Source organism: Bradyrhizobium sp. 26S5 (genome assembly GCF_036923295.1).
GTDB classification, from domain to species: Bacteria; Pseudomonadota; Alphaproteobacteria; order Rhizobiales; family Xanthobacteraceae; genus Bradyrhizobium; species Bradyrhizobium septentrionale.
Genome location: NZ_CP145948.1, coordinates 7,088,500 through 7,113,740, shown reverse-complemented (window position 1 = coordinate 7,113,740; position 25,241 = coordinate 7,088,500). Strand labels below are relative to the sequence as shown.

24 protein-coding genes are annotated in these 25,241 nt (G+C 65.3%); 17 read left to right on the top strand and 7 right to left on the bottom strand.

The genetic code is table 11. The annotated features are described in order from the left end of the window. Positions 1-79: 79 nt before the first annotated feature. Entirely contained in the window at positions 80-919 is an 840-nt protein-coding gene (locus V5279_RS33605; RefSeq protein WP_338691366.1) for an AraC family transcriptional regulator, read from the top strand. A 208-nt stretch (positions 920-1,127) separates the two neighbouring features. Here V5279_RS33605 and V5279_RS33600 read toward each other — a convergent pair whose 3' ends face one another. Next, positions 1,128-2,138 carry a polyprenyl synthetase family protein gene (locus V5279_RS33600; protein WP_166304205.1) on the bottom strand — a complete coding sequence of 337 codons (1,011 nt, stop codon included), beginning with the start codon at positions 2,136-2,138 and terminating at the stop codon, positions 1,128-1,130. Positions 2,139-2,273: 135 nt separating this feature from the next. Between V5279_RS33600 and V5279_RS33595 the strand changes: the two genes are divergently transcribed. The 9 genes from V5279_RS33595 (at position 2,274) to V5279_RS33555 (ending at position 10,311) form a co-directional block, all read left to right on the top strand. After that, entirely contained in the window at positions 2,274-2,501 is a 228-nt protein-coding gene (locus V5279_RS33595; protein ID WP_106320528.1) for a DUF2007 domain-containing protein, read from the top strand. Next, positions 2,494-3,321 carry a tRNA1(Val) (adenine(37)-N6)-methyltransferase gene (locus V5279_RS33590; RefSeq protein WP_338691365.1) on the top strand — a complete coding sequence of 276 codons (828 nt, stop codon included), beginning with the start codon at positions 2,494-2,496 and terminating at the stop codon, positions 3,319-3,321. The genes V5279_RS33595 and V5279_RS33590 overlap by 8 nt, the downstream gene beginning before the upstream one ends. Before the next feature lie 244 nt (positions 3,322-3,565). Next, positions 3,566-4,477 carry a S49 family peptidase gene (locus tag V5279_RS33585; protein ID WP_166304391.1) on the top strand — a complete coding sequence of 304 codons (912 nt, stop codon included), beginning with the start codon at positions 3,566-3,568 and terminating at the stop codon, positions 4,475-4,477. Between the two features lie 116 nt (positions 4,478-4,593). Beyond that, positions 4,594-4,785: a hypothetical protein gene (locus V5279_RS33580; protein ID WP_029079014.1), complete on the top strand. Its 192-nt coding sequence runs from the start codon at positions 4,594-4,596 to the stop codon at positions 4,783-4,785. 265 nt (positions 4,786-5,050) lie between these two features. Continuing rightward, positions 5,051-5,986, top strand: coding sequence for a glycine--tRNA ligase subunit alpha (locus tag V5279_RS33575; protein WP_029079013.1), 936 nt, complete (start codon positions 5,051-5,053; stop codon positions 5,984-5,986). After that, positions 5,986-8,100, top strand: a complete 2,115-nt coding sequence (gene glyS, locus V5279_RS33570) for a glycine--tRNA ligase subunit beta (protein WP_338691364.1) — start codon at positions 5,986-5,988, stop codon at positions 8,098-8,100. Before V5279_RS33575 ends, glyS begins: the two co-directional genes overlap by 1 nt. 3 nt (positions 8,101-8,103) lie before the next feature. Then, positions 8,104-8,697: a class I SAM-dependent methyltransferase gene (locus tag V5279_RS33565; protein WP_338691363.1), complete on the top strand. Its 594-nt coding sequence runs from the start codon at positions 8,104-8,106 to the stop codon at positions 8,695-8,697. Further along, positions 8,697-9,071, top strand: coding sequence for a GFA family protein (locus V5279_RS33560; protein WP_338691362.1), 375 nt, complete (start codon positions 8,697-8,699; stop codon positions 9,069-9,071). Before V5279_RS33565 ends, V5279_RS33560 begins: the two co-directional genes overlap by 1 nt. 139 nt (positions 9,072-9,210) lie before the next feature. After that, positions 9,211-10,311: a hypothetical protein gene (locus V5279_RS33555; RefSeq protein WP_338691361.1), complete on the top strand. Its 1,101-nt coding sequence runs from the start codon at positions 9,211-9,213 to the stop codon at positions 10,309-10,311. A 116-nt stretch (positions 10,312-10,427) separates the two neighbouring features. Here the strand turns inward: V5279_RS33555 and V5279_RS33550 are convergent, their stop codons facing one another. Continuing rightward, positions 10,428-10,787: a DUF1236 domain-containing protein gene (locus V5279_RS33550; protein ID WP_166304406.1), complete on the bottom strand. Its 360-nt coding sequence runs from the start codon at positions 10,785-10,787 to the stop codon at positions 10,428-10,430. 234 nt (positions 10,788-11,021) lie between these two features. On the opposite strand from V5279_RS33550, the gene V5279_RS33545 reads away from it, so the two are divergent. The 7 genes from V5279_RS33545 (at position 11,022) to V5279_RS33515 (ending at position 19,629) form a co-directional block, all read left to right on the top strand. Continuing rightward, positions 11,022-11,177: a DUF3096 domain-containing protein gene (locus V5279_RS33545; protein ID WP_084518327.1), complete on the top strand. Its 156-nt coding sequence runs from the start codon at positions 11,022-11,024 to the stop codon at positions 11,175-11,177. Between the two features lie 91 nt (positions 11,178-11,268). Continuing rightward, positions 11,269-14,184, top strand: coding sequence for a pyruvate, phosphate dikinase (gene ppdK / locus V5279_RS33540; RefSeq protein WP_338691360.1), 2,916 nt, complete (start codon positions 11,269-11,271; stop codon positions 14,182-14,184). A 326-nt stretch (positions 14,185-14,510) separates the two neighbouring features. Beyond that, positions 14,511-15,989, top strand: coding sequence for a cell wall hydrolase (locus V5279_RS33535; protein ID WP_166304415.1), 1,479 nt, complete (start codon positions 14,511-14,513; stop codon positions 15,987-15,989). Positions 15,990-16,182: 193 nt separating this feature from the next. Next, positions 16,183-17,427: an MFS transporter gene (locus tag V5279_RS33530; RefSeq protein ID WP_338691359.1), complete on the top strand. Its 1,245-nt coding sequence runs from the start codon at positions 16,183-16,185 to the stop codon at positions 17,425-17,427. A gap of 46 nt (positions 17,428-17,473) precedes the next feature. After that, positions 17,474-18,460 (top strand): MDR family oxidoreductase, encoded by a 987-nt coding sequence (locus V5279_RS33525; RefSeq protein WP_166304420.1) that lies wholly within the window; start codon positions 17,474-17,476, stop codon positions 18,458-18,460. Between the two features lie 187 nt (positions 18,461-18,647). Next, positions 18,648-19,226 (top strand): hypothetical protein, encoded by a 579-nt coding sequence (locus V5279_RS33520; protein WP_163161150.1) that lies wholly within the window; start codon positions 18,648-18,650, stop codon positions 19,224-19,226. 154 nt (positions 19,227-19,380) lie between these two features. Then, positions 19,381-19,629 (top strand): DUF6894 family protein, encoded by a 249-nt coding sequence (locus tag V5279_RS33515; RefSeq protein ID WP_338701518.1) that lies wholly within the window; start codon positions 19,381-19,383, stop codon positions 19,627-19,629. 25 nt (positions 19,630-19,654) lie between these two features. On the opposite strand, the gene V5279_RS33510 is transcribed toward V5279_RS33515, so the two are convergent. From V5279_RS33510 to V5279_RS33490, 5 genes are all read right to left on the bottom strand, one after another. Next, positions 19,655-22,360: a DUF2339 domain-containing protein gene (locus tag V5279_RS33510; RefSeq protein WP_338691358.1), complete on the bottom strand. Its 2,706-nt coding sequence runs from the start codon at positions 22,358-22,360 to the stop codon at positions 19,655-19,657. 109 nt (positions 22,361-22,469) lie between these two features. Beyond that, positions 22,470-22,976 (bottom strand): tyrosine phosphatase family protein, encoded by a 507-nt coding sequence (locus V5279_RS33505; RefSeq protein WP_029079000.1) that lies wholly within the window; start codon positions 22,974-22,976, stop codon positions 22,470-22,472. A gap of 124 nt (positions 22,977-23,100) precedes the next feature. Next, entirely contained in the window at positions 23,101-23,712 is a 612-nt protein-coding gene (locus V5279_RS33500) for a YfbR-like 5'-deoxynucleotidase (RefSeq protein ID WP_166304428.1), read from the bottom strand. Next, on the bottom strand, positions 23,709-24,335 hold the full coding sequence (locus tag V5279_RS33495) for a DNA-3-methyladenine glycosylase I (protein WP_338691357.1): 627 nt from the start codon (positions 24,333-24,335) through the stop codon (positions 23,709-23,711). Before V5279_RS33495 ends, V5279_RS33500 begins: the two co-directional genes overlap by 4 nt. Beyond that, a complete protein-coding gene (locus V5279_RS33490) occupies positions 24,332-25,213 on the bottom strand; it encodes a folate-binding protein (RefSeq protein WP_338691356.1) in 882 nt (293 codons plus the stop codon). Before V5279_RS33490 ends, V5279_RS33495 begins: the two co-directional genes overlap by 4 nt. Positions 25,214-25,241 lie beyond the last annotated feature (28 nt).

The following is a 25,241-nucleotide window of genomic DNA, read 5'->3' as shown; positions in this document are numbered from 1 at the left end:
CGTTGCGCAGCAAGGACTGTCAAGCGCCGCGTTCGGCAGGCGCGCATGATGTGCGTGCTTTGAAGGAAGGCCGTCGTCCATGAATCCAGCCCAGAAGGCGCTCTGGTACATCGAGAGCCACCTCCGTCGGCCGATGACGCTCGATGACATCGCAGCCGTCGCCGGGGTCTCGCGCTTTCATCTGGTGCGGGCATTCGCGGAAGCAACCGGGTTTTCGGTGATGCGCTATTTGCGGGCGCGCCGCCTCAGCGAGGCCGCGCGCGAGCTCGCGGCCGGGGCGCCCGATATTCTCAGCCTGGCGCTTGATGCGGATTACGGCTCCCACGAAGCATTCACCCGCGCGTTCCGCGACCATTTCGGCGTCACGCCCGAGACGGTGCGCGCCACGACGTGCCTGACCAAGCTCAAGCTGCAGGAGCCGATCACCATGATCTCGACCGCTCTCGATCACATCGATCCGCCGCGCATCGCAACCGGCAAGGCCTTTCTCGTTGCCGGCGTCGGCGAGCGCTACAACCACGCCAATGACAGCACCGCCGGCATCCCGAACCAATGGCATGGCTTCCACCAGCAATGCGCACACATTCCCCGCCAGGTCGGCAACATCGCCTACGGCGTCTGCTGCAACGGCGACGACGCCGGGAATTTCGATTACATCGCAGGTATCGAGGTCGCCGATTTCTCTGACCTGCCGCGCGAGTTCGCGCACGTCAGAATCCCGGCGCAGAGATATCTCGTGTTCACCCACGCCGATCACATCTCGACCATCCGCCGCACCGTCAACACGATCTGGAATCGCTGGCTGCCGCAGTCCGGCATGAAGGTCGCCGACGCCCCGAACTTCGAGCGCTACGACGAGAAGTTCGACAAGAATACCGGCAACGGCGGGCTCGAGATCTGGGTGCCGGTGGAGGGGTAGAGAACTTGTCCCGTCATCCTGAGGTGCGAGCGGAGCGAGCCTCGAAGGATGCACGGCCCGGCTGGTGGCCGTCGATCCTTCGAGACGCGCTGCGCGCTCCTCAGGATGACGGGGCCAACACCGACGCATCGGGCCGGAACAGTCTCAAGTCATCCCTGCTTTCGCAGGGACGACACCGTCTATGATGCTCAGTGAGTGCGAGACCTACTCAATGCGAGCGCGCGAGGCAGAACGCGACGACCTCTTCCAGCGCCGTCTTCATCGGCGAGGGCGGGAACAGCGCCAGCGCGTCGACCGACATCGCGCCGTAGTGCTGGGCGCGGCTGATCGTGTCCTCGAGCGCGCGGTGCTTGGTCATCAGCCCGATCGCGTGGTCGAGATCGGCAGCGCCGATCTCGCCGCGCTCGAGTGCGCGGATCCAGAACTTGCGCTCGGTGTCGTTGCCGCGGCGGAAGGCGAGCACGACGGGAAGGGTGATCTTGCCCTCGCGGAAATCGTCGCCGACATTCTTGCCGAGTTTTGCCGATTTGCCGCCATAGTCGAGCACGTCGTCGACGAGCTGGAAGGCGATGCCGAGATTCATGCCGACCGAGCGGCAGGCGGTCTGCTCGGCCTTGGGCCGGTTGGCGATCACGGGGCCGACCTCGCAGGCGGCGGCGAACAGCTCCGCGGTCTTGCCGCGGATCACGGCGAGATATTCGTCCTCAGTGGTCGCGGTGTTCTTGGCGGCGGCAAGCTGCATCACCTCGCCCTCGGCGATGGTGGCGGCGGCAGCCGACAGGATGTCGAGCGCGCGCAGCGAGCCGACTTCGACCATCATGCGGAACGCCTGGCCGAGCAGGAAGTCGCCGACCAGCACGCTGGCCTCGTTGCCCCACAGCATCCGCGCCGACAATTTGCCGCGGCGCAGCTCGCTCTCGTCGACCACGTCGTCATGCAACAGGGTTGCGGTATGCATGAACTCGACCGCGGCGGCGAGCTTGATATGGCCGTCGCCGGAATAGTCGGCGAGCTGCGCCATCGCCAAGGTCAGCATCGGACGCAGCCGCTTGCCCCCGGAGGAGATCAAATGATTGGCGACCTCGGGGATCATGGTGACCTCGGAGCCGGTCCTGGAGAGGATCGTCGTGTTGACGCGCTCCATGTCCGCGGCGAGAAGTCCCACCAGCCCGTCGATCGAAGCATTGGACGGGCTTTCGAAGGGTACAATAACCGCCACGCTGGTCTCCAATTTTGCCGATTTCTCACTATGCTCAGCTATAACAATAGAAACTGCGCGGTGCAGCGGCAAGGCCATCAAGTTATTGACATGTGGCGCATTGGCCGCACAGCCGGGCCAACAGGAGAGTGCGTTTTGCGGGAATTGGTACGGACCAATGACATTGTGCTGGTCTCCGCCATCGGCGCGTTGCTCGACAGCGCTAACATCCATCATCTGGTGCTGGACCAGAACATGAGCATCATCGAGGGCTCGCTCGGCGTGCTGCCGCGGCGGATCCTGGTGCATGAGGACGACAACCACGAGGCCCGCCAGCTCCTGACCGACGCCGGCCTCGGCCACGAATTGCGGGCCGATGATTAGAGCGTTTTCAAGCGAAGTGGACCCCGGTTCGCGTGAGGAAAACGCGTCAAAAAAGGAGTCTCCGGCCGCCGACGTCACCGAGGACGGATTTCTCGGCGGGCAATTGCGCCTGCGGCAGCCGCGCGGCGGCCACCGCGCCGGCCATGACGCGATCCTGCTGGCCGCGGCGACGCCGGCGCGATCCGGCGACCGCGTCGTCGATCTTGGTTCCGGCGTCGGCGCCGCCGGGCTCGCCGTGGCGCGGCGGGTGAGGGGGATCAATCTGGTTCTGGTCGAAATCGATCCGACGCTGGCCGAGCTCGCACGGAATAATGCCGGCCACAATGCGATCATGGCCGACGTGATCGTGCTCGATGTCGAGGCCCGTGCTGCAGCCTTCGATGACGCTGGTCTTGCACCCGACAGCGCCGACGTCGTGCTGATGAACCCGCCGTTCAACGATCCGTCGCGGCACCAGGCCTCGCCGGACGGCGTGCGGGAGCGCGCTCATGTCGCGACCGCGACCACGCTCGCCGGCTGGGTCCACGTCGCACGGCGGATTCTCAGGTCGAACGGGCAGCTTGCGCTGATCTGGCGGGCCGACGGGATTGCCGAGGTGCTGGCCGCGCTGGAGCGCGGCTTCGGGAGCCTCGAGATCCTGCCGGTTCACGCCGACGCGACGTCGCCGGCAATCCGAATCCTGGTGCGGGCCGTCAAGGGCGGCCGGGCGCCGACGCGGCTCCATGCCGCACTGCTGCTCAAGGAAGAGTCAGGTGTGCCCAATAAATGGGTGCAGGAGATCTTGGCTGGAAAGGGAGAATTGCCGCTGGCACGGCGCTAGCGGGCAGGCGCGCTGCCCACGTCGTCTGGCACTAAACTACTGCGAGGCCGTTTCTGACTGGCGATCAGGCGTCGAAGTGAAGTGGATCGCGGTCAGCAGTGTTCCGATCAGCAAAATCAGCAGATAGATCTTCATGGGTCCCTCTCCGCCCGCGCGTTGCAACCCCAATGACAAAATGCAAAACGCGTTCCACGGATTCCAATGACAGTGGCGTGATAAAAAATGGTTAATTCGAGGTAACGGCATGAGTGAACAAATAAGTGATCGCGCCAGACGTCCGGGACTGTTCGAGCGTGCGCAGAAAATGCTTCCGGCGCGGTTCAGGCGCGGCACGGCGGTGGTGCCGGTGGTGCGGCTGTCGGGCGTGATCGGCGCGGTGACGCCGCTGCGGCCCGGCATGACGCTCTCCGGCGTCGCCAAGATGCTGGAGCGCGCCTTTGGCACTCGGAATGCCAAGGCGGTGGCGCTGGTGATCAATTCGCCGGGCGGCTCGCCGGTGCAGTCGCGGCAGATCTATTTGCGCATCCGGCAACTGGCGGCCGAGAAGAAGCTGCCGGTGCTGGTATTCGTCGAGGACGTCGCGGCCTCCGGCGGCTACATGATCGCCTGCGCGGGCGACGAGATCTATTGCGACCCGTCCTCGATCCTGGGCTCGATCGGCGTGGTCGGCGGCAGCTTTGGCCTCGAGGGGCTGATCAAGAAGATCGGGGTCGAGCGCCGGCTCTATACGGCGGGCAGCCACAAGGCGATGCTCGACCCGTTCCTTCCCGAGAACCCTGATGACGTCGCCCGGCTGAAGGCGATCCAGCGCGAGATCCATGCGATCTTCATCGCGCTGGTGAAGCAGAGCCGCGGCAGCCGCCTCAAGGGTGCCGACGACGCGCTGTTCACCGGCGAGTACTGGGCGGGCGACACCGCGATCGGTCTCGGGCTCGCCGACGCAATCGGCGACCTTCGTTCGACCTTGCGCGCCCGCTATGGCGAGAAGGTGCTGACCCCGGTGATCGCGCCCGCGAGCGGCATGCTGTCCGGCCTGCTCGGTCGCCGGGCGGCGGGGGCGGGCTCGCTGGCGGCGCTGGACGGCATCGCCGCGCTGCCGGACGATCTGATCTCGGCGTTGGAAACACGGGCGATTTGGGCCAGATTCGGGCTGTGAACACACGGTTGTGAGCGCGCCATTTAGTCCCAAAAGTGCGATTGCGGCGCAGGCCGGCTTGCGTAAGAATGCCTGGTATTGGGGGTCTGACAGACGTGAACGACAAGGATCGACCGATGCCGCCGCTGATTGCATTCGCAGGCGTCCTGGGTGGCCTGGCCGTGGTCCGCTGGGCTTACAAGACGGCCGTCCGGATCAACCAGGAACTGGAAGAGGCGCGATTGTCCCGCGTGGCCGAAGCCGCGCATGCGGGCGAAATCAAGACCCTGCGCCGCGACCCCGTGACCGGGGCCTATCGCCCGGGCTAAGGCCTGGATCTCCCAATCTTGCCACTCAGGGATTGTGCTCCCTCTCCCGCTTGCGGGGGAGGGTCGGGGTGGGGGCTCTATCCGCGAGTCGTATCGTGGATAGAGCCCCCACCCGGATCGCATCCAAAGATGCGATCCGACCTCCCCCGCAAGCGGGAGAGGTGACGACAGCTCGCAGAAACATCCCCATCGCCTTGATTCCATTGGCTGCCGCCGATACGGTCCCGCGCGCTTTACAACCCCCCTCGCGAGACCTGTCGTGACGATGGACGCCCTGCCTGACCACATGCGCCCGGAACGTTCGTTCCAGGGCTTCATCCTGGCTCTCCAGCGATTCTGGGCCGAGCAGGGTTGCGTCATCCTGCAGCCCTACGACATGGAAATGGGCGCCGGTACCTTCCATCCCGCGACCACGCTGCGCGCGCTGGGGCCAAAGCCCTGGAACGCGGCCTATGTGCAGCCGTCGCGGCGGCCCAAGGACGGCCGCTACGGCGAAAACCCCAACCGCCTGCAGCACTACTACCAGTTCCAGGTGATCATGAAGCCGTCGCCGCCGAACCTTCAGGACTTGTACCTGAAGTCGCTCGCCGCGATCGGCATCGATGCCGCCGTCCATGACATCCGCTTCGTCGAGGACGACTGGGAGAGCCCGACCCTGGGCGCCTGGGGTTTGGGGTGGGAATGCTGGTGCGACGGCATGGAAGTGTCGCAGTTCACCTACTTCCAGCAGGTCGCCGGCGTCGAATGCGCGCCGGTCGCGGGCGAGCTCACTTACGGGCTCGAGCGGCTCGCGATGTATGTGCAGGGCGTCGACCGCGTCTACGACCTCAACTTCAACGGCCGCGAGGGCGCCGAGAAGGTCACCTATGGCGACGTCTTCCTGCAAGCCGAGCAGGAATATTCGCGGCACAATTTCGAATATTCCGACACCGCGATGCTGTTCGAGCAGTTCAGGATGGCCGAGGACGCCTGCCGCAAATATCTCGCCGCCGGCTGGCGTGAGGGCGGCAACAGTAAGGAACATCTGATGGCCTTGCCGGCCTACGACCAGTGCATCAAGGCGAGCCATGTGTTCAACCTGCTCGACGCCCGCGGCGTCATCTCGGTGACGGAGCGGCAGAGCTATATCGCCCGCGTGCGCGATCTGGCGAAGGCCTGCGGCGAGGCGTGGATCCACACTGAAACGGGCAGGGCGGTCTGATGCCCGATCTTCTCCTCGAACTGTTCTCCGAAGAAATCCCCGCGCGCATGCAGGCGAAGGCGGCGGACGATCTGCGCCGCATGGTGACCGACAAGCTGGTCGCCGAGGGCCTCGTCTATGAAGGCGCCAAGGCGTTCGCGACCCCGCGGCGGCTGGCGCTCACCGTGCACGGCATTCCCGCGCGCCAGCCCGACCTGAAGGACGAGCGCCGCGGCCCGCGCGTCGGCGGCCCAGAGCCCGCGATCCAGGGATTCTTGAAGGCCACTGGTCTCACCTCGATCAGCGAGGCAAAAATCCAGACCGATCCGAAGAAGGGCGATTTCTACATTGCGCTGATCGAAAAGCCCGGCCGCGCCGCGATCGACGTGATCGCGGAAATGCTACCGGTGATCATCCGCACCTTCCCCTGGCCGAAATCGATGCGCTGGGGTGCGCGCTCGGCGAAATCAGGCTCGCTGACCTGGGTGCGCCCGCTGCACGCCATCACCGCGACCTTCGGTCTGGAGACCGAGGAGCCCGATGTCGTGACATTCTCCGTCGACGGCATCGAAGCCGGGCAGACCACCTATGGCCACCGCTTCATGGCACCGGCCGCGATCTCGGTGCGCCGTTTCGAGGACTACGAGGCCAAGCTGAAGGCCGCAAAAGTCATCCTCGATCCGCAGGCGCGCAAGGACATCATCCTCGAGGACGCCAAGGAGCTCGCGTTCGCGCAGGGCCTCGAGCTGGTCGAGGATCAGGTGCTGCTCGACGAGGTCTCCGGCCTCGTCGAATGGCCTGTTGTGATGATGGGATCGTTCGAGAAGGAATTTTTGGCGATTCCTGACGAGGTGATCCGCGCCACGATCCGCAACAACCAGAAGTGCTTTGTGGTCAAGGATCCCAAGACCGGCAAATTGACCAATAAGTTCGTGCTGACCGCCAACATCGAGGCGCCCGACGGCGGCAAGACCATCGTCGCCGGCAATGAGCGCGTGATCCGCCCGCGTCTGTCCGACGCAAAGTTCTTCTACGAGACCGATCTGAAGACCAAGCTCGAGGACCGGCTGCCCAAGTTCGAGCAGATCGTGTTCCACGAGAAGCTCGGCACGCAAGCAGAGCGGATCAAACGCATCGAGCGGCTCGCCGCCGAGATCGCGCCGCTGGTCGGCGCCGATGTCGAGAAGACCAGGCGCGCGGCACGCCTCGCGAAAGCGGATTTGCTGACCGAGGTCGTGGGCGAATTCCCGGAGCTGCAGGGCTTGATGGGTAAGTATTACGCACTGGCGCAGGGTGAGGATGCCTCGGTCGCAGCCGCGAGCGAGGAGCACTGGAAGCCGCAGGGGCCGACTGATCGCGTGCCGACCGATCCGGTGAGCGTCGCGGTGGCGCTGGCGGACAAGCTGGATACGCTGGCGGGGTTCTGGCTAATCGACGAGAAGCCGACAGGGTCGAAGGACCCATTTGCGCTGCGGCGAGCTGCCTTGGGAGTGATCCGGATAGTTCTCGATAACCGGATTAGAATTGGGTTTCGCAATCTGGTCGAATCTCATTTCAAGAACTCATTCGGCAAAGACTATTTGAATGTGGCTGATATCATCGACAATCTGATGATGTTCTTCGAGGATCGGCTCAAGGTTCAACTAAGAGATCAGAAAGCGCGTCACGATTTGGTGGACGCGGTGCTTGCTACAGGGTCGCTACTGCAAGGACATCCGTTGACTCCAATCGTCGATCGTGTCGACGCGCTTGGAAGATTTCTTGATACGGATGACGGCAAAAATCTACTCGCTGGTACGAAGCGCGCGAGCAACATTCTCACCATCGAAGAGAAGAAAGATAAGCGCGAGTTTGACAAGGAACCTGACGCTGCGCTCTACAAGCTCGACGAAGAGAAGACGCTCGCGAAAGCGATCGACCAGGTGAAGGCCGAGGCCTCCGCCGCCGTCGACAAGGAAGACTTCGCCGCTGCGATGAGTGCGATGGCCAAGCTGCGCCCGGCGGTCGATGCGTTCTTCGACAAGGTCAAGGTCAACGACGACGACCCGAAGGTGCGCGAAAACCGCCTGAAGTTGCTCAACGAGATCCGCGCCGCGACGCGTGCGGTGGCGGATTTCTCCAAAATCGAGGGCTGACCGATGGACCGCGCAACGCTCGCCGCTTACGACAAGGAAGCGGTGGCGTTTGCGCAGGACTGGCACGAGCAGCCGTCGCCGGTCGATCTGCAGGACATCGTCACACGTTTCTTCGTCAAGGGCGGCACAACCGCCGATATCGGCTGCGGCAGCGGCCGCGAGGTGACGTGGCTGAATGCCAATGGCTTTCCGGCTGAAGGTTTTGATGCCTCCGAGGGACTGCTGGCGGAAGCGCGGACGCGCTATCCGGCGCTGCGCTTTGCGCGTGCCGAACTGCCTGAGCTATCCGGCATCGCCTCCGGCAGCTTCGACAATGTGTTGTGCGAGACCGTGATCATGCATCTCGATCCCGCGCTGATCGCGCCGTCGGTGCGCCGCATGTTCGATATCGTCAAGCCCGGCGGCGTCTTCTATCTCAGCTGGCGCGTCACCGCGGGTGACGATGCGCGTGATGCACACGGCCGGCTCTATGCAGCTTTCGATGCGGCCCTGGTGCGGACTGAACTGGCGGCGGCCGAATTGCTGCTCGATGAGGAAGTCGTCAGCGCGTCGTCCGGCAAAGTCATTCACCGGCTGGTCGCAAGCAAAGGCAGGTGATGATGGCGAGGCTCGCGACATGCGCCTGCGGACAGCTCCGCGTCACCTGTCAGAGCGAGCCTCTCAGGATATCGCTGTGCCATTGCCTGGAGTGCCAGAGGCGGACCGGCAGCACCTATGGCGTCGCGGCGTTCTTTCCGCGCGCCGATGTCGAGCCGCAGGGCGAGGCGCGCGAATACAGCCGCATCGGCGACAGCGGGTCTGCGGTGGTGTTCCATTTCTGTCCGAATTGCGGAACGTCGGTCTATTGGGAGCCGGGCCGCGCGCCGGATCTGATCGGCGTTGCGGTTGGTGCCTTCGCCGACCCCGACTTTCCCGCGCCGTCGCAATCCGTCTTCACCCAGCGTCGCCACCGCTGGGTCGCGGACAAATGAGGGGGCGCCGCCGAGCGGCGGGTCGCGCCGGAAATATTTGGACACAATTTGCAATTTGTTAACCATGCCCTGCGAAGGTCCTGCCGGGTCAACGATTTCTTAAGAAATCGCCCTTTGCGCCAATGCAGAGACCTCCCCGATGACCTCGATCGGCACCACGCCCAATCCCTACGCCCAATATGGTTCGGCCTATGCGCGGGCCGCGGCGACGCCCTCGCTGGCGGCGACCTTGTCGGGCGACGGCACGGCCGGCGATCTGTCGGCGTCGTCGACGTCAAATGCCGCAACCAACCTCACGCTGTCGGATGCCGCCCGCGCCCAGCTCGCCAAGGCGCCGCAGCCCGACTTCGCGACGGTGACGAGCGATGCGCGCGTCACGCTCGATCGGCTCTACACGGTGGCCGGCGTCAAGGTGCCGATCGTCGACGGCAAGACCACGATCGATCTCTCGACGCTGGATCGCCGTTCGCTGTTTGCGATCTCGACCAACAATGGCGGCAAGTTCACGCCGGACGAGCAGGCGGTTGCGGCCACCGAACTGAAGCAGCGCTTCGACACGGCGCTGGCGCCCTCGCTTGCGACCACGCGCCTGACCGGCGACTTCAGCGTCAGCTACAAGGCAGCGCTCGATTATCTCGATGGCGCCAGCGACGAGGAGAAGGCGACCGCGACCTGGGCCAGCCAGCGCGCCGCGGTGTTGAAGGGCTATCAGGCGACGCAACAGGATCCGAACACGGCGCCATCTGGAATTACTGGTGACCCGATCGCGGCCGCGCTGGCGGGGACCACGTCTCCTGCGACGGGCACGACGCGCGACTTCAGCAGCGTGGCGAGCGACGTGCGCGCCTTCCTCGATCGGCAGAAGGGCCAGGCTGCGAGCAACGGCAAGGAACTGGTCTACGATGCCAGGCGCAAGACCGGACGGCTCGCCGACCTGTCCTCGCTCGACAACCGCTCGCTCTCGGCGATCTCGCTGAACCAGGACAAGAAATTCTCCACCGAGGAGATCTTCGCGGCCAAGCAGGAACTCAACACACGGACGCGCCTTGCGGTGCTCGACGCGCTGAAGCAGAGCCAGTCCGCTGGCGATCCGCGCCAGTTCAGCCTCGGCATCCTCAAGCAATATTCCTCGATGAGTGCGGAAGAGCGGCAGGCGGCCAACTGGACGCAGGATTTCCAGGACGCCGCGATCAAGAGCTACAAGTCGACCTCGACGCTGCTCTCGATCCTGAAATCGTAGGTATCCATGAAAAACCCCACCCGGTGGGGAGGCCGGGCGGGGCTTTCAAGTCCGGTCGATCTGCGCGCACATCCGCTTGCGCGGCGCCCGGACATCGCGTTCAGGCGGCTGGGGGCTTATTCGACCACCTGAACGATCCGTCGCGAACGCGGCTCGACCAGAACGGTCTCACCGTTCACGACGGTGTAGCGATAGGGCGTCGCGCCGAACCGTTGCGGCACGTCGTAATAGGTCACGCCGGCATCCGGCAGGACGGTGCCGACCACGACGCGATCAGGCACCGTGTAGTTCGGCACGCGCTCGCGTACGATGTATTCGCGGAATGCCGGACGCTGCTCGACCGCGATTGCTCCGTCATCCTCGACGGCGACCGCCGGACCACCGCGGACGATGCCGACGGTCTGGGCCTGTGCGGCAACAGCCGGCACCGTGATCGCAGCAGCAACCGCTGCAACGGCAAGTATTCTGTTTCGCATGGCTCGCTCCATTGTTTTCACGCGGCACGCCGGCCTTCACCAGCGCACATGGCGAGCCAATGCATCCGGTGTGGTGATGTTCCGGAAAAACTGCCGCCATACACGCGGCATTTTGGAGCAATTTTCGTGAGTTGCGGGAACCCGCGGGCGTGACGGGCGTCTTGATGTGGGAACCCCCGCAGCGGATAAACTGCCGCTCGATTCGCTCCTCCAAAAACCGCCGGAGAAACTTCAATGGTCATCACCGCTGGGCATTTGCCGCACATTGTCGCTCTGATTGCAGGCATCCTGATCCTGATCATGCCGCGGCTGCTCAATTACATCGTCGCGATCTACCTGATCTTCGTCGGGCTGGTGGGGATGGGCCTGTTGCGCTGGCTGCACCTGTAGCGGGAAAGCGGGGTTTCGCGGCTTGCGCGGAACCCCCCAAAATGGTGTAAGGCGCGCATCTTCGACCCCTCCTTCCGGATTGTTGTCTGACATGGCCAAAGCCGTCGCGAAGTCCAAGAAAATTGCTGCGAAAACTGCCGAGAAAACTGCAGCGAAATCAAAGCCATCCGCAGCGGCCCGCAAGGCCGCGCCGGCGCGCAAGGCGCTGAAGAAGAGCGCCCCGAAGGCGGCGCCGAAAGCCGCTGTCAAGCCGGCTGCAAAGCCCGCCAGCAAGGCGCCGGCGAAGGTGGCCACGCCAGCGAAAAAGGCGGTCCCGGCTGCGATCAAGGCCGGCAAGTGGGTCTATACGTTCGGTGACGGCAAGGCCGAGGGCCAGGCGACCTTGCGCGATCTGCTCGGCGGCAAGGGCGCCAACCTCGCGGAAATGGCCAATCTCGGCCTGCCGGTGCCTCCCGGCTTCACCATCCCGACCTCGGTCTGCACCTATTTCTACGAACACGACAAGACGTATCCGAAGGAATTGAAAGCTCAGGTTGAGAAGGCGCTCGACTATGTCGGCAAGCTGACCGGCAAGACCTTTGGCGATGCCAGGAACCCGCTGCTGGTCTCGGTGCGCTCGGGTGCGCGCGCCTCGATGCCGGGCATGATGGACACCGTGCTCAATCTCGGCCTCAACGACCGTACGGTCGAAGCGCTCGCCGAGCTCTCCGGCGACCGCCGCTTCGCCTATGACAGCTATCGCCGTTTCATCACGATGTATTCCGACGTGGTGCTCGGCTTCGAGCATCATCACTTCGAGGACATCCTCGACACTTTCAAGGACGGCCAGGGCTATTCGCTCGACACCGACCTGACCGGCGACGACTGGGTCGAGCTGGTCGGCAAGTACAAGGAAGCGGTTGCCAAGGAGACTGGCCACGACTTCCCGCAGGATCCGCACGACCAGCTGTGGGGCGCGATCGGCGCGGTGTTCTCATCCTGGATGAACGCGCGCGCGGTGACCTACCGCAAGCTGCACGACATCCCGGAATCCTGGGGCACCGCCGTCAACGTGCAGGCGATGGTGTTCGGCAACATGGGCGAGACCTCGGCGACCGGCGTTGCCTTCACCCGTAACCCCTCGACCGGCGAGAGCAAGCTGTACGGCGAGTTCCTGATCAACGCGCAGGGCGAGGACGTCGTCGCCGGCATCCGCACGCCGCAGGACATCACCGAGGAAGCGCGCCAGGAATCCGGCTCCGACAAGCTGTCGATGGAAGCCGCGATGCCGCACGCCTTCAAGGAGCTGACGCGGATCTACACGCTGCTCGAGAAGCACTACCGCGACATGCAGGACATGGAGTTCACGGTCGAGCAGGGCAAGCTGTGGATGCTGCAGACCCGCGGCGGCAAGCGCACCGCGAAAGCGGCGCTGCGCATCGCGGTCGAGCTCGCCAACGAAGGCCTGATCTCGAGGAAGGACGCGGTGACGCGGATCGATCCCGCCTCGCTCGATCAGCTGCTGCATCCGACCATCGATCCGGCCGCCAAGCGCGACGTGATCGCGACCGGCCTGCCGGCGTCGCCAGGTGCGGCCTCCGGCGAGATCGTGTTCTCGTCGGACGAAGCGGCCAAGCTGCAGGCCGACGGACGCAAGGTGATTTTGGTCCGCATCGAAACCAGCCCGGAAGACATCCACGGCATGCACGCCGCGGAAGGCATTCTCACCACCCGCGGCGGCATGACCTCGCACGCGGCGGTGGTCGCGCGCGGCATGGGCAAGCCCTGCGTCTCCGGCTGCGGCACCATCCGCGTCGATTACGGCCGCGGCACCATGAGCATCGGTTCGCGCACCTTCAAGACCGGCGACGTCATCACCATCGACGGCTCGGTCGGGCAGGTGCTGGCCGGCCGGATGCCGATGATCGAGCCGGAACTGTCCGGCGAGTTCGGCACGCTGATGGGCTGGGCCGACGAGGTCCGCAAGCTCGGCGTCCGCGTCAACGGTGACACGCCCGATGACGCGCGCACCGCGGTGAAGTTCGGTGCCGAAGGCATCGGCCTCTGCCGCACCGAGCACATGTTCTTCGAGGAGACCCGCATCCGCACCGTGCGCGAGATGATCCTCTCCGAGGACGAGCAGTCGCGCCGCGCCGCGCTGTCGAAACTGCTGCCGATGCAGCGCGCCGACTTCGTCGAGCTGTTCGAGATCATGAAGGGCCTGCCCGTCACGATCCGTCTGCTTGATCCGCCGCTGCATGAATTCCTGCCGCACACCCAGGCCGAGATCGAGGAAGTGGCGCGCGCCATGAATACCGATCCGCGCAAGCTCGCCGACCGCGCCCGCGAACTGTCCGAGTTCAACCCGATGCTCGGCTTCCGCGGCTGCCGTCTCGCGATCGCCTATCCGGAGATCGCCGAGATGCAGGCGCGCGCGATCTTCGAGGCGGCCGTCGAGGCCGGCAAGCGCACTGGCAAGCCGGTCGGTCTCGAGGTGATGGTGCCGCTGATCGCCACCAAGGCCGAGTTCGACCTGGTCAAGGCGCGGATCGATGCCATGGCCAAGGCGGTGATGAAGGAAACCGGGGCCAAGCTGAGCTACCAGGTCGGCACCATGATCGAATTGCCGCGCGCCTGCCTGATGGCCGGCGAGATCGCAGAGACTGCGGAGTTCTTCTCCTTCGGCACCAACGACCTGACGCAGACCACCTACGGCATCAGCCGTGACGACGCTGCGAGCTTCCTCGGCACCTATGTCGCCAAGGGCATTCTCGAGATCGATCCGTTCATCTCGGTCGATCGCGACGGCGTCGGCGAGCTGGTCAGGATCGGCGTCGAGCGCGGCCGCAAGACGCGTCCGAATCTGAAGGTCGGCATCTGCGGCGAGCACGGCGGCGATCCGGCGTCGGTCGTGTTCTGCCACGAGGTCGGGCTCGACTACGTGTCCTGCTCGCCCTACCGCGTGCCGATCGCGCGTCTCGCCGCGGCCCAGGCCGCGCTCGGCAAGGCCGCCGCTAGCCAGGCGTGAACGATCGAACAATTCGGTGACAACCATGGCCGGGACCAAGTCCCGGCCATTTTGTTTGTGGTGCGCTGCCTCAACACCACGCAGAGACGGTCGCGCGTAACGCCTTGTTCACCATCTTCGTTAACCGGATGTTCACGACCTTCATGCGCCGCGCATTTACCAAGGCGCGCGATGCAACGCGCGAAGACTCTGCGATCGCTTGAGTGTAGCGCGCGGGCAACGTCGATTAACTCCGCGGCAACCTAAACAAGTTAGCAACGGGAAAGGTCGAATTGCGCGGATGTACCGCGTTCGATTGCACTCAGTAAGCGTTGCGTGAGCGTACGATGTTTGTGTCGCGTAACCAGCCGAAGGGCGCACGTCTTGCGCTCTTCGGTCTCGGTCTAGGCATCTTCGCCCTGATGCCGACCGAGATCGGATATCAGGATATTGCTTCGCTCCTGGCCCGGCAGCCCGGCGTCGCCGAGCGCTGGCAGAAGCGCGTCTTCGCATCCGCGGTCGGCTCGATCCAGGTCGCCACCTACAGCTTCGGCCGTCCGATCGGAACATCCGCGCCGCAGGCCCCGCAAATCCTGCTCGCCAGGCTGGACAATTCGAGCGTCGACATCACCGGCACGGTGACGCGCAATCCGATCGCGGCGCCGCCGCCGCGTTACGCGGCATCCGATTTCCCCAAGGTCGATCGCACCCTGAAGGGCGATCGTCTCGTGGTCAGGGGGCCCGATCAGGTCGAGCCTTCCGAGCCCGCAAACACGGCGCCGGCGAACGAGGATCCTGCAACATCGAATTCGTCGGTCAAGGGCATGAAGACCGCGACCGCGCCGGCCGACAGCGCGCCGCTCGATCCGGAATTGCAGGAAGCGCTGCGCGCGCCGCCGCTGCCGCAATATGCCAAGCCGTCGTCGCAGCATTACGACGTGTCGCTGTCGCTCGAGGCCAGCCCGCTCGACGATCTGAAGCCGGCGCCCGCGAAGCCTGCTGCTGCGCCCGCCGATGCAGCGCATGAGCGCGACCCGTTTGCATTCAAGACCGCCAGCCTGTTCTTCGGCTCTTCGCTCGGCACGCCCGAGAATCTCGAGCGCTGGCAGCCCGGCGAGGCGCCGGTCGTCGTGATGCCGGTAGCGCAGCCCGATCCCGACATGAAGGTGATGGCGTCATTGCCGGTCGATGCCGACGGCCCGGTCAGGGCCGGCGAGATGGGCGAGAGCATCGCGCCGAAGGGCGAGGTCAACGCCGACGACCAGCACACCAAGACGCCGGCGGAGCGGCTCGGCCTGTTCGACGACAAGTCGCGCGCCAAGTCGGAGAAGTGCCTGGCTGAGGCGGTCTACTTCGAAGCCCGCGGCGAAGCGGTGCGCGGCCAGATCGCGGTCGCCCAGGTGGTCTTGAACCGTGCCTTCTCCGGCAAATATCCGGAGACGGTGTGCGGCGTGGTCTACCAGAACAAGAACCGGCACTACGCCTGTCAGTTCACCTTCGCCTGCGACAACACTGCCGACGTCGTCCGCGAGCCCGATATGTGGGACCGCGCGAAGAAGATCGCGAAAGCGATGCTCGACGGCAAATTGTGGCTGCCCGAAGTCGACCGCTCGACCCACTACCATGCCTATTGGGTGCGACCGTCCTGGGTCAGCGAAATGAAGAAGATGTACAAGTTCGGCGTCCACACCTTCTATCGCCCGCGCGCCTGGGGCGACGGCAGCGATGCGCCGAGTTGGGGCAACCCGGCCGAGACCGCCAAGATCTCGGCGCAGCTCGCCGAGGCGGCCCAGAGTTCTGCCGAGCAGGCCAGCGCCAAGCGATAGTGGTCTTTCGCCCTGTTCCGGGTGGGTGCGGCATGCCCCGGAATGACGCGCATCATCCTTTCCAATTCTGCAGAGCAGCCCTGCGGGCGAAGATTTTTCTCCCGGGCCCTCTTGGGGTTTTCATGCAGATGCATTAACTCCCCGTAATGTTCGGCGGGGCGGTTCCCCCGCAGCAGCTGCGGGGGAAGACAACATGGCTGTTACCACCGGCGATCTTCGACCGGCGTCCGGCACCTGGCGCACGCCGCTTGTGATCATCGTCTGCGGCTGCGCGATCGCATTGTTGAGCTTCGGCCCGCGCTCCAGCCTCGGCTTCTTCGTGCAGCCGATGGGCCGCGAATTCGCCTGGGGCCGCGATGTGTTCGGCCTCGCACTGGCGCTGCAGAACCTGTTGTGGGGTCTCGGCCAGCCGATCGCCGGCGCCATTGCCGACCGCTTCGGCGTGCTGCGCGTGATGATCGTCGGCGCGCTGCTTTACGCTGCGGGCCTGCTGCTGATGCGCTACTCGACGACGCCGCTGTCGCTCGACATCGGCGCCGGCGTCCTGATCGGCTTCGGGCTGTCGGGCTCCTCGTTCAACCTCGTTCTGTCCGCGTTCAGCAAGCTGCTGCCGCCCGCGCAGCGCGGCATCGCGCTCGGCGCCGGCACCGCCGCGGGCTCGTTCGGCCAGTTCCTGTTCGCCCCGTTCGGCGTTGCGATGATCGACAATTTTGGCTGGCAGACTGCTCTGCTGGTGTTCGCCGCGCTGATGCTGCTGATCCTGCCGCTGTCGCTGGCGCTCTCGACGCCGCCGGCAGAGACGCATGAGGCCGCGCCCGCCGATCAGCAATCGTTCAAGACCGCGCTGGCCGAAGCCTTCGGCCATCGCTCCTACGTGTTGCTGGTGCTCGGCTTCTTTACCTGCGGCTTCCAGCTCGCCTTCATCACCGTGCATCTGCCGGCCTATCTCGCCGACCGTGGCATTCCGGCCTCGACCGGCGGCTGGGTGATCGCGGCAATCGGCTTGTTCAACATCATGGGCTCGCTCAGCGTCGGCTGGCTGCAGAACATGTTCCCGAAGCGCTACATCCTGTCGGTGATCTATTTCACCCGCGCGCTGTCGATCATCGCCTTCATCTCGTTCCCGATCACGACCTTCTCGGCGATTGCGTTCGGCGCGATCTCTGGCCTGACCTGGCTCTCCACGGTGCCGCCGACCTCGGCGCTGGTGGCGCTGATGTTCGGCACGCGCTGGTTTGCGACGCTGTACGGCTTCGCCTTCGTCAGCCATCAGGTCGGCGGCTTCCTCGGCGTCTGGCTCGGCGGCATCGTGTTCGAGCAGGTTGGTTCCTACACGCCGATCTGGTGGCTGTCGGTGGTGTTCGGCGTGCTGTCGGCGCTGATCAATCTGCCGATCGTCGAAAAGCCGGTCGTGCGCCCGGTTGCGCAGCCCGCCTGATGGGTTAAACACTTTTCCGAAACCAAGATTACGGGGAGTGCTCATCGTGGCAACGTTCAAGGCAATCAGGATCGACAAGGCGGACAAGGGTACCACCGCCGCACTGACCCAATTCGACGAGGCGGAATTGATGGATGGCGACGTCACCGTCCGTGTCGAATGGTCGACGCTGAACTACAAGGACGGCCTCGCGCTGACCGGCAAGGCGCCGGTGGTGCGTCGCTTCCCGATGATCGCCGGCATCGATTTCGCCGGCACGGTCGAGCAATCAAGCCATCCGGACTGGAAGGCGGGCGACAAGGTCGTCTGCAACGGCTGGGGCATGGGCGAGACCCATCTCGGCGCCTATGCCGAAAAGGCCCGCGTCAAGGGCGACTGGCTGGTGCGGCTGCCGGACGGCATTTCGGCCCGCGATGCGATGGCGGTCGGCACCGCCGGCTATACCGCGATGCTGTCGGTGCTGGCTCTGGAGAAGCACGGTCTGACCCCGAAGAGCGGCCCGGTCGTGGTGACGGGCGCTGCCGGCGGCGTCGGTTCGGTCGCGATCGCGGTGCTGTCGAAGCTCGGCTACCACGTCATTGCGTCGACCGGGCGGATGTCGGAGACCGACTATCTCAAGGGGCTCGGCGCCAGCGAAGTGATCGACCGCGCCGAGCTGTCCGGCGCCCCGAAGGCGCTTGCCAAGGAGCGCTGGGCGGGCGGCGTCGACAGCGTCGGCTCGACCACGCTCGCCAACCTGCTTTCGATGACCAGATACGGCGGCGCCATCGCGGCATGCGGCCTGGCGGCTGGTATGGACCTGCCGTCGTCGGTCGCGCCCTTCATTTTGCGCGGCGTGTGCCTTCTCGGCATCGATTCCGTGATGTGCCCGATCGAACTCAGGCGGACCGCCTGGCGCCGCCTTGCCAGCGATCTGGATAAGGCAAAACTGGCTGATATCACTCATGAAATCGCCCTGGATGAGGTCATGGGCTTTGGTGCGAAAATTCTCGGCGGCCAGGTCCGCGGGCGGATCGTGGTAAAAATAGTCTGAGGACGTTCAGACTTTACCAACCAAGCTGCTCCAATGTTGCCACGGTTGGTATGGTAAGCAGCGGGTAAAGAGACTTGCAGCATGATCCCGGGGGGCCGGGTTTCCTCGCGCGGACGTCGAGAAGCGTCGGTCGCGGGGATCATGCTCAACAAGGAGCGGGTGCCCGCGCTCGTAAGTGGAGTAGCTCATGCTTGCGCGTTTGGTGTTGGGGGCCGTCACGGCCGGGGCAATGGTCGTGCCGGCGTTCGCAGGCATGATGAACGCCGATGAGGCCCGCAAGTTTGTCGCGGGCAAGGTATTCGCCTTCACCTGTTTCGATGGCACGCGCGGCGCCGGCCGCATCCTCGACGACATGGGCGCGGCTGGCTCGATCCAGTTCTCCGGCTCCGGTCCGATCCGCCATGTGCGCCTGCCCGGCAACACGCTGCAAATCCGCGGCCAGAGCGTTTGCGCCTCGCTGAAGGGCATTCCGTTCGAGCCGTGCTTCAACCTCGACAAGCAGGACGAGCGCTCGTTCCGCGGCTCGGTCTCCGGCATGGGCTTCGCCTATTGCGAATTCCGCCATCAGGGCGGCCAACAGATGCTGATGGCGCGCGCGGTGGCGCGGCCACGCTCGCTGCACCCGCGCACCCGATCCGCGGATGCCTCGCAGACTGAAGTGTCGCGCGTTGAGACGCCGCAGGTCGGAAGCGCGAAGCTCGAGCCGGTCAAGGCCGAACCCGCCAAGGTCGAGAGCGCGCCGGAGTTGCGCCGCTCCACCGACTAACGCTCTGCTGACCAACGTTTCATCTGCGCGCTAACGGGAATAGCGCCGCCAAGCCGTAGTCATACGGATGGCGGTCGCCACGCGTTGTTATCTACTCAATACCTAGCGTTCGCCAGGCGGCGAGATGTTGGGGGCTCCGATTTTGAGTAGTCATATGGCGCAGTATTTTTTCCGGATCAGTGACGGCGATTACGCTGGCGCGTCCGACCACGCGACGGAGTTTGAAAGCCGTGATGTGGCCTGGGCCGAGATGACCAAGGTCTGCGGCAATTTCCTCGGCAGCATTTCGCGCAATCTGAAGCAGAACAGCGAATGGCACATGGAGCTGCTCGACGAGGGCAGAAAGCCGGTTTTCAGGATTCGCCTGGTCGCCGAGTCCGTCGACTGTGAGACTTGCGACTGAGGCTCACCTTTCACGACAAGCGGTTCTAACCCCCAGCCTGCGGCACAGGCGGCGCGGCCCGCCTGCGAAACAGGATCCGCTGGTACAGCCAGCCGATCGCGACCAGTACGATGCCAAGGCACATGAACGACAGCGCCCGGTAGACACCTGACAGTGTCGACATGTCGACCAGGAACGCTTTCAGGATTGTCAGGCCGATCACGGCAGCGGACGCAAGCCGCGCCCGCTCCGAATTGACCACGATGCCGATGCCGAGCAGCGCGACGCCGAACATCAGCCAGGCGATCGAATAAGTATATTGCTCCGCGCCCGTGGTCTCGCCGCGCGCCAGCACCGGCCCGTGATAGAGCCTGCGGATCTCAAGCGTCACATAAGCGAGCGCGAGGATCAGCGCGCCGGCTGCGATTGTGTTGGCGTAAGCCGCGGGACGATGGCCCGCAACCGCGTAGGACAGCAGCAGCGCGAGCACGGCCGGCAGCGCATAGGCGAGCAGCAGCAGGTTGATGAAGCTGCCGCCGACGTCATGCGCCCATAGCATCGGATTCTCCAGAAACAGCAGCCCGAACACGCTGGCAAGCCCGGCAAAGGCAGTCAGCAGGACCGCGCCGACATTGTGGACGATGCTGCCGGTGCGCAGGCGCAACCGCTCCAGCCCGATCGCCATCGCGAGCGTCACGCCAACTTGCAGCGCAACCTCGGTCAGCCCGGCGCTGTCGCGATAGACGTCGCCGCCATTGACCGCGTGGCGGATCTCCATGAAGGCTAGCAGCACCGTGAACAGGATTGCGGCGGATTCGATGATGCGCAGCGGGACGTCGTCGCCATTGCGGCGCAGGAAATGGCTTGCGGCCCAGAACGACAGCGCCGGGACGCCATAGCCCCACAACAGCCAGTTGAAGATCGGCGTGGTGCCGACGGCATCGCCGGCGATCCGCGGCTCGTAGCCGATGCGCAGCACCACGATGCCGGCCAGGATCGCAGCGAGCCAGCGCAGGAACGGGATCGGCCGCTGCACCGACAGCCATGCCGTGCCCATCGACACCAGCGCCAGCGCGATGGTGAGCCAGCCCTTGTCGAGCGCGAAGGTCAGCGCAAGCGCCAGCGAGGCGAGAGCGCCGGTCGCCGACAACGCAATCGAGGGCGACAGCTCCGGACGCTCGCCGCGCCGGGTCAGCGCCTCGGTCGCGGCCGCGTAGGCCGCGGCCAGCAGCACGGCGAGGATCGCGAACGGGATCGAGCGGTCGAGATGCGCGATGCGCGCATAGAGCGCGACCAGCAGCGCGACCGGCGTGAACACGGCCGCCGCGGCCCAGGTCACCGTGACCCTCGTCGTGGCAAATCGCAGTTGCGCGAGGAAGCCGGCGATGCCGAAGGCGGCCGCGAACAGCGCCGCGGTGACGAGATGCAGCGACACCGAACCGTCGGTCGCGGACGGGCCGATGCCGGGGATCGCGCCGCCCGGCAGCACCAGCATGTCGACGTTGCGGCGGACCGCCCATTCGCCGAATACGATGAACACGAAGAGTGACGCGGCGCCGATCGCACGGGTGGCAGCCGGTGCGCGCCAGGCGACGAGCAGGCTGCCGGCTGTGAGCAGCGCAAAGCCGATCATCGCGATGTCGGCGTGCGCGCTGTTGAGCACGATCAGCATCGCGCCGAACAGATAGGCCGCGAGCGATCCCGACGAGATCGGCTCGATTTCCTCGCCATCGCCGTCGGGGCCGAGCATGAAGCCGCAGACCACGAGCAGCGCCGCCAGCACGAAGCCCGCGATCACGTGGAAGACGTGCGGCGCGACCATCTCCGGCCCGCATTGCAGGCACGGGAAGGTCCACAGCAGTGCGAAGGCGATGGTCGTCACCGCAAGCCAGCGCCACAGCCGGATGCGGGCGAGGGCGAAGGATGCGGCGGTGACGATGGCGAGATAGATGTAGAGCGACCAGAAGTCGGGCTTGTCCGATGAGACCAGGATCGGCGTGACGAAGGCGCCGACGATGCCGAGCCCGGCCAGCGCCGGCCCGTGCAGCAGCGCGGCCGCGAGCGTGCCGAGCGCGACCATGCCCAGCAGGATGAAGGCGGTTGCGGGTGCCAGGAAGTCGTACAGCGCGTAGGCGGCGTAGACGGTGGCGAATGCCACCGCGGTGCCGGCGGCGGTGAGGATCGCCGGAATGTTGGCGATCGGCAGCGCCGCGATGTTGGAGATGCTTTCCTTGCGCCGCGTCCATTCACCGGCGCCGAGCAGCGCCAGCGCAAACAGCCCGCCGAGCATCGTGCGCACGCCGGGGCCGAGCAGCCCGGCCTCGATCGAGTAGCGCACCATGAAGAAGCCGCCGAGCGCCAGCGTCAGGCCGCCGATCCACACCACCCAGCGCGTGCCGAGCGTCTCCTCGAAGCCGGGCGTTGGCTCCGGCGCGGGCGCGGGTTGCGGAATGGGCGGTGGCGCGGCGCCCGCAGCATCCGCGGTCGGCTCTGTCTGCGCGTCCGGCCCGCTCGGTACGGCCTCGGGGAGCGGTGGCGGTGCGATCGGAGGTGCCGCCGGGAGTGTCTGCTCGAACTCCTGCAGCGGTGCCAAAGGCGGCGGCATCGCCGTCCGTGTGGCGGCTGCACCCGCAGTCTCGACCGCATCCAGCCGCCGCTGCAGCAGCGCGATCTGGCCCAGCGCCTGGCGCGCAAAGATGAGCGCGACGATGGCGATGACCAGCGTGAGGAAATCGAACGGCGAGTCGAACATCAGGCCTCCGGCAGCGCGCGCCGGAGCCGTGGCCAACCAGCGGGGGGTCGCAACCTAGTAGTGCACTTGAGAGGACCGGAAGTTCAAGCGATCGGGTGTGCGAGCCGCGCTATTCCAGGTCGATGTGGAAGGGGCGGCCTTCGACGCTCATGCTGCCCGGACCCATCGCATCGAGCGCGCGCAGCATCCGGCCCTCGCGTCCCAGCGCCTTGTCGGCGAGGCTGACGATCAGCCGGTTGGGCGCCGCGATCGGCGAGGCCTCGCGGATCAGCCGGGCGATGGACATTTCGTCGCGGTGCGGATTGAGCGCGCAGACGGTGGCAAATGCGCTCGCGGTCGAGCGGCTGATGCCGGCGTAGCAATGCACCACCATCGGTGCGCGGCGATCCCAGCCGCGCACGAAGGTCAGCACCTTCTCGATATGCGTCTCGTTGGGTGCCACGAACCCGTCCATCTGTTCGATGATGTCGTCCATCGACACTTTCAGATGGTTGGCCGGCAGCACGGAGGGCGGCCGTTGTACCTGGTCGACATTGGCCATCACGGTCAGCACATGGCTGGCGCCGGTGGCACGAACCGTGTCGGAGAGCGCGGCGAGCGAGCAGACGTGAAGCATGATGGTCCTTGGGTATCGGGTGCGTCCGATTATAACGGCTGCTCCCGGGTGGGCAAAGGCGGGCGGCGCCGTGCCCGCGCCTCGTTTTGCGCCGCAACCGGCGGCACGTTTCGCGGTGCCGCGCCTACGACGCGTGCAATGCCTTGAAGCGCTCGAGGAACTGCTTTTCGGCCCTCGCTGCGGTCCACGGCGTTAGATAGTCGCGCTCGGTCGCCTCCGGCAATTCCGGATCGCGGCCGAACAGCCGCTTGGCTTCGGCCTGCGAAAATCCCGCCAGATGCGTCGCCTCGAGATAGGCGGCGCCGCGATCGGCGGCCTTGATCTGCTGGGTGATCTCATCCGCCAGCACGGGCGGCAGGCCGAAGCGGATGTGGATCGCCGACAGCAGCCGCTTCTCCACCGCCTTGTATTCGCCGGCGAGCACCGCCTTGAACGGCGAGATCATGTCGCCGATGACATATTCCGGCGCGTCGTGCAGCAGCGCGGCAAGCCGCACGCGGATGTCGACGCGCGGCGTCTGCTGGCGCATCACGGCTTCGACGAGCAGCGTATGCTGGGCCACCGAGAAGATGTGCGCGCCGCTGGTCTGTCCGTTCCAGCGCGCGACCCGCGCCAATCCATGTGCGATGTCGACGATCTCGATATCGAGCGGCGACGGATCGAGCAGGTCCAGCCGGCGCCCGGACAACATCCGCTGCCAGGCGCGGGCGGTCTCCGTCGAGTTACGCGCAGTCATTTCGTCTTGAGCCGCGGTGTGCGGAGTTTCCCGCTGCAGGCCTCATGGCAGAAGCAGGTGACGAGGTGATCGTTGACCATGCCGGTGGCCTGCATGAAGGCGTAGACGATGGTCGGGCCGACGAACTTGAAGCCGCGTCCGCCGAGCTCCTTGGAGACCTTGATCGACACCGGCGTCGAGGCCGGCACGCTTGCCGTGGTCTTGAACTGATTGACCTTCGGCTTGCCGTCGACGAAGTCCCAGAGGAATTTCGAGAAGCCGGGGCCTTTCTCCATGATATCGAGATACGACTTGGCGCTCGCCACCGTGCCTTCGATCTTGGCACGGTTGCGGACGATGCCGGCGTCGTTCATCAGCGCGTGCACCTTCTTGGCGTTGTAGCGCGCGATCTTCTCGGGCTGGAAATCGTCGAAGGCTTTGCGGAAATTCTCGCGCTTGCGCAGGATCGTGATCCAGGACAGGCCGGCCTGGAAGCCGTCGAGGATCAGCTTTTCGTAGAGCGCGCGGTCGTCATATTCGGGCACGCCCCATTCATTGTCGTGATAGGCGACGTAGAACGCGTCCTCGCCCGGCCACGGGCATCGCGTCTTGCCGTCGGGATGCAGTTGCGCGGTACGGCTCATGCGACGGTCTGCTTGGGTGTGATGCGGACAGCGTCGGGCTCGGCGAGATGAAGCGCGAGCCCGCCCGCGGTCAGCGGCAGGCCGGCGTCGAGCGCATCGGCGACGCGGTCGATGCGCACCAGCGCGAGGCCTTTCTCGCCGGCGGTCGAGCCGATGGTGCCGACCTGCTTGTCGCCGGCGAGGATAGTAGCGCCGGTCTCAGGGGAGGGGCCGTCGAGAATGATCTTCACCGTGCGGGTGCGCGCCGTGCCGCGGTGCTGCATGCGCGACACCACTTCCTGGCCGACATAGCAGCCCTTCTCAAAATCGACGCCGTTGAGGCGGTCCATATTGGTCTCGTGCGGGAAGGCGTCGCCATACATGAAGTCGAGCCCGCCGCGCGGCACGCCGGTCGCGATCCGATGCGCCTCATAGGCGCTATCGTCGACGAGATCGGCGCCGATCAGGCCGGCGAGTTTCTGCGTCAGATCTTGCGGGATCAGGATGCGCCAGCCGAGCGCCGGGTTGCGCGGATCGGCGAAGGCGAGATCGGGGATCGCCGCCGGCTCGCCATCCCAGGCCGCCAGCACGCCGAGGCTGTCGGTGAGGTTCTCGACCACGACCTTGGCGCGCAGCTTGTAGAAGCCGAGCTTGTCGGCGAGCCCCTTGGCGAGCGCGCGCGGCGCGTCGATCAGGAAGCCGCCACCATGGCCTGTGGGTATCTCGGTGATCAGGAAATCGACGATGATCTTACCCTGCGGCGTCAGCAGCGCGCCAAACCGCGCCTGTCCCGGGCGCAGCTCGTCGACATCCGCCGTGATGAGGCCGTTGAGGAAGTTGCGGGCGTCCTCGCCAGAGACCTTGACCACGCCCCGATCCGGAAGAAACGCTGCTTTCATTCGCAAAATTGGCTCTTTTCAAGTTCCT

What these genes read in the sequence shown, in the direction of transcription:
- V5279_RS33590 (WP_338691365.1), top strand. Translation starts at nt 2,494, where the DNA reads ATGATTAGAGCGTTTTCAAGCGAAGTGGACCCCGGTTCGCGTGAGGAA.
- V5279_RS33550 (WP_166304406.1), bottom strand. Translation starts at nt 10,787, where the DNA reads ATGCGAAACAGAATACTTGCCGTTGCAGCGGTTGCTGCTGCGATCACG.
- V5279_RS33555 (WP_338691361.1), top strand. Translation starts at nt 9,211, where the DNA reads ATGACCTCGATCGGCACCACGCCCAATCCCTACGCCCAATATGGTTCG.
- V5279_RS33490 (WP_338691356.1), bottom strand. Translation starts at nt 25,213, where the DNA reads ATGAAAGCAGCGTTTCTTCCGGATCGGGGCGTGGTCAAGGTCTCTGGC.
- V5279_RS33495 (WP_338691357.1), bottom strand. Translation starts at nt 24,335, where the DNA reads ATGAGCCGTACCGCGCAACTGCATCCCGACGGCAAGACGCGATGCCCG.
- V5279_RS33605 (WP_338691366.1), top strand. Translation starts at nt 80, where the DNA reads ATGAATCCAGCCCAGAAGGCGCTCTGGTACATCGAGAGCCACCTCCGT.
- V5279_RS33520 (WP_163161150.1), top strand. Translation starts at nt 18,648, where the DNA reads ATGCTTGCGCGTTTGGTGTTGGGGGCCGTCACGGCCGGGGCAATGGTC.
- V5279_RS33500 (WP_166304428.1), bottom strand. Translation starts at nt 23,712, where the DNA reads ATGACTGCGCGTAACTCGACGGAGACCGCCCGCGCCTGGCAGCGGATG.
- glyS (WP_338691364.1), top strand. Translation starts at nt 5,986, where the DNA reads ATGCCCGATCTTCTCCTCGAACTGTTCTCCGAAGAAATCCCCGCGCGC.
- V5279_RS33535 (WP_166304415.1), top strand. Translation starts at nt 14,511, where the DNA reads ATGTTTGTGTCGCGTAACCAGCCGAAGGGCGCACGTCTTGCGCTCTTC.
- V5279_RS33515 (WP_338701518.1), top strand. Translation starts at nt 19,381, where the DNA reads ATGGCGCAGTATTTTTTCCGGATCAGTGACGGCGATTACGCTGGCGCG.
- V5279_RS33545 (WP_084518327.1), top strand. Translation starts at nt 11,022, where the DNA reads ATGGTCATCACCGCTGGGCATTTGCCGCACATTGTCGCTCTGATTGCA.
- V5279_RS33565 (WP_338691363.1), top strand. Translation starts at nt 8,104, where the DNA reads ATGGACCGCGCAACGCTCGCCGCTTACGACAAGGAAGCGGTGGCGTTT.
- V5279_RS33580 (WP_029079014.1), top strand. Translation starts at nt 4,594, where the DNA reads ATGCCGCCGCTGATTGCATTCGCAGGCGTCCTGGGTGGCCTGGCCGTG.
- V5279_RS33575 (WP_029079013.1), top strand. Translation starts at nt 5,051, where the DNA reads ATGGACGCCCTGCCTGACCACATGCGCCCGGAACGTTCGTTCCAGGGC.
- V5279_RS33585 (WP_166304391.1), top strand. Translation starts at nt 3,566, where the DNA reads ATGAGTGAACAAATAAGTGATCGCGCCAGACGTCCGGGACTGTTCGAG.
- ppdK (WP_338691360.1), top strand. Translation starts at nt 11,269, where the DNA reads ATGGCCAAAGCCGTCGCGAAGTCCAAGAAAATTGCTGCGAAAACTGCC.
- V5279_RS33510 (WP_338691358.1), bottom strand. Translation starts at nt 22,360, where the DNA reads ATGTTCGACTCGCCGTTCGATTTCCTCACGCTGGTCATCGCCATCGTC.
- V5279_RS33560 (WP_338691362.1), top strand. Translation starts at nt 8,697, where the DNA reads ATGATGGCGAGGCTCGCGACATGCGCCTGCGGACAGCTCCGCGTCACC.
- V5279_RS33530 (WP_338691359.1), top strand. Translation starts at nt 16,183, where the DNA reads ATGGCTGTTACCACCGGCGATCTTCGACCGGCGTCCGGCACCTGGCGC.
- V5279_RS33505 (WP_029079000.1), bottom strand. Translation starts at nt 22,976, where the DNA reads ATGCTTCACGTCTGCTCGCTCGCCGCGCTCTCCGACACGGTTCGTGCC.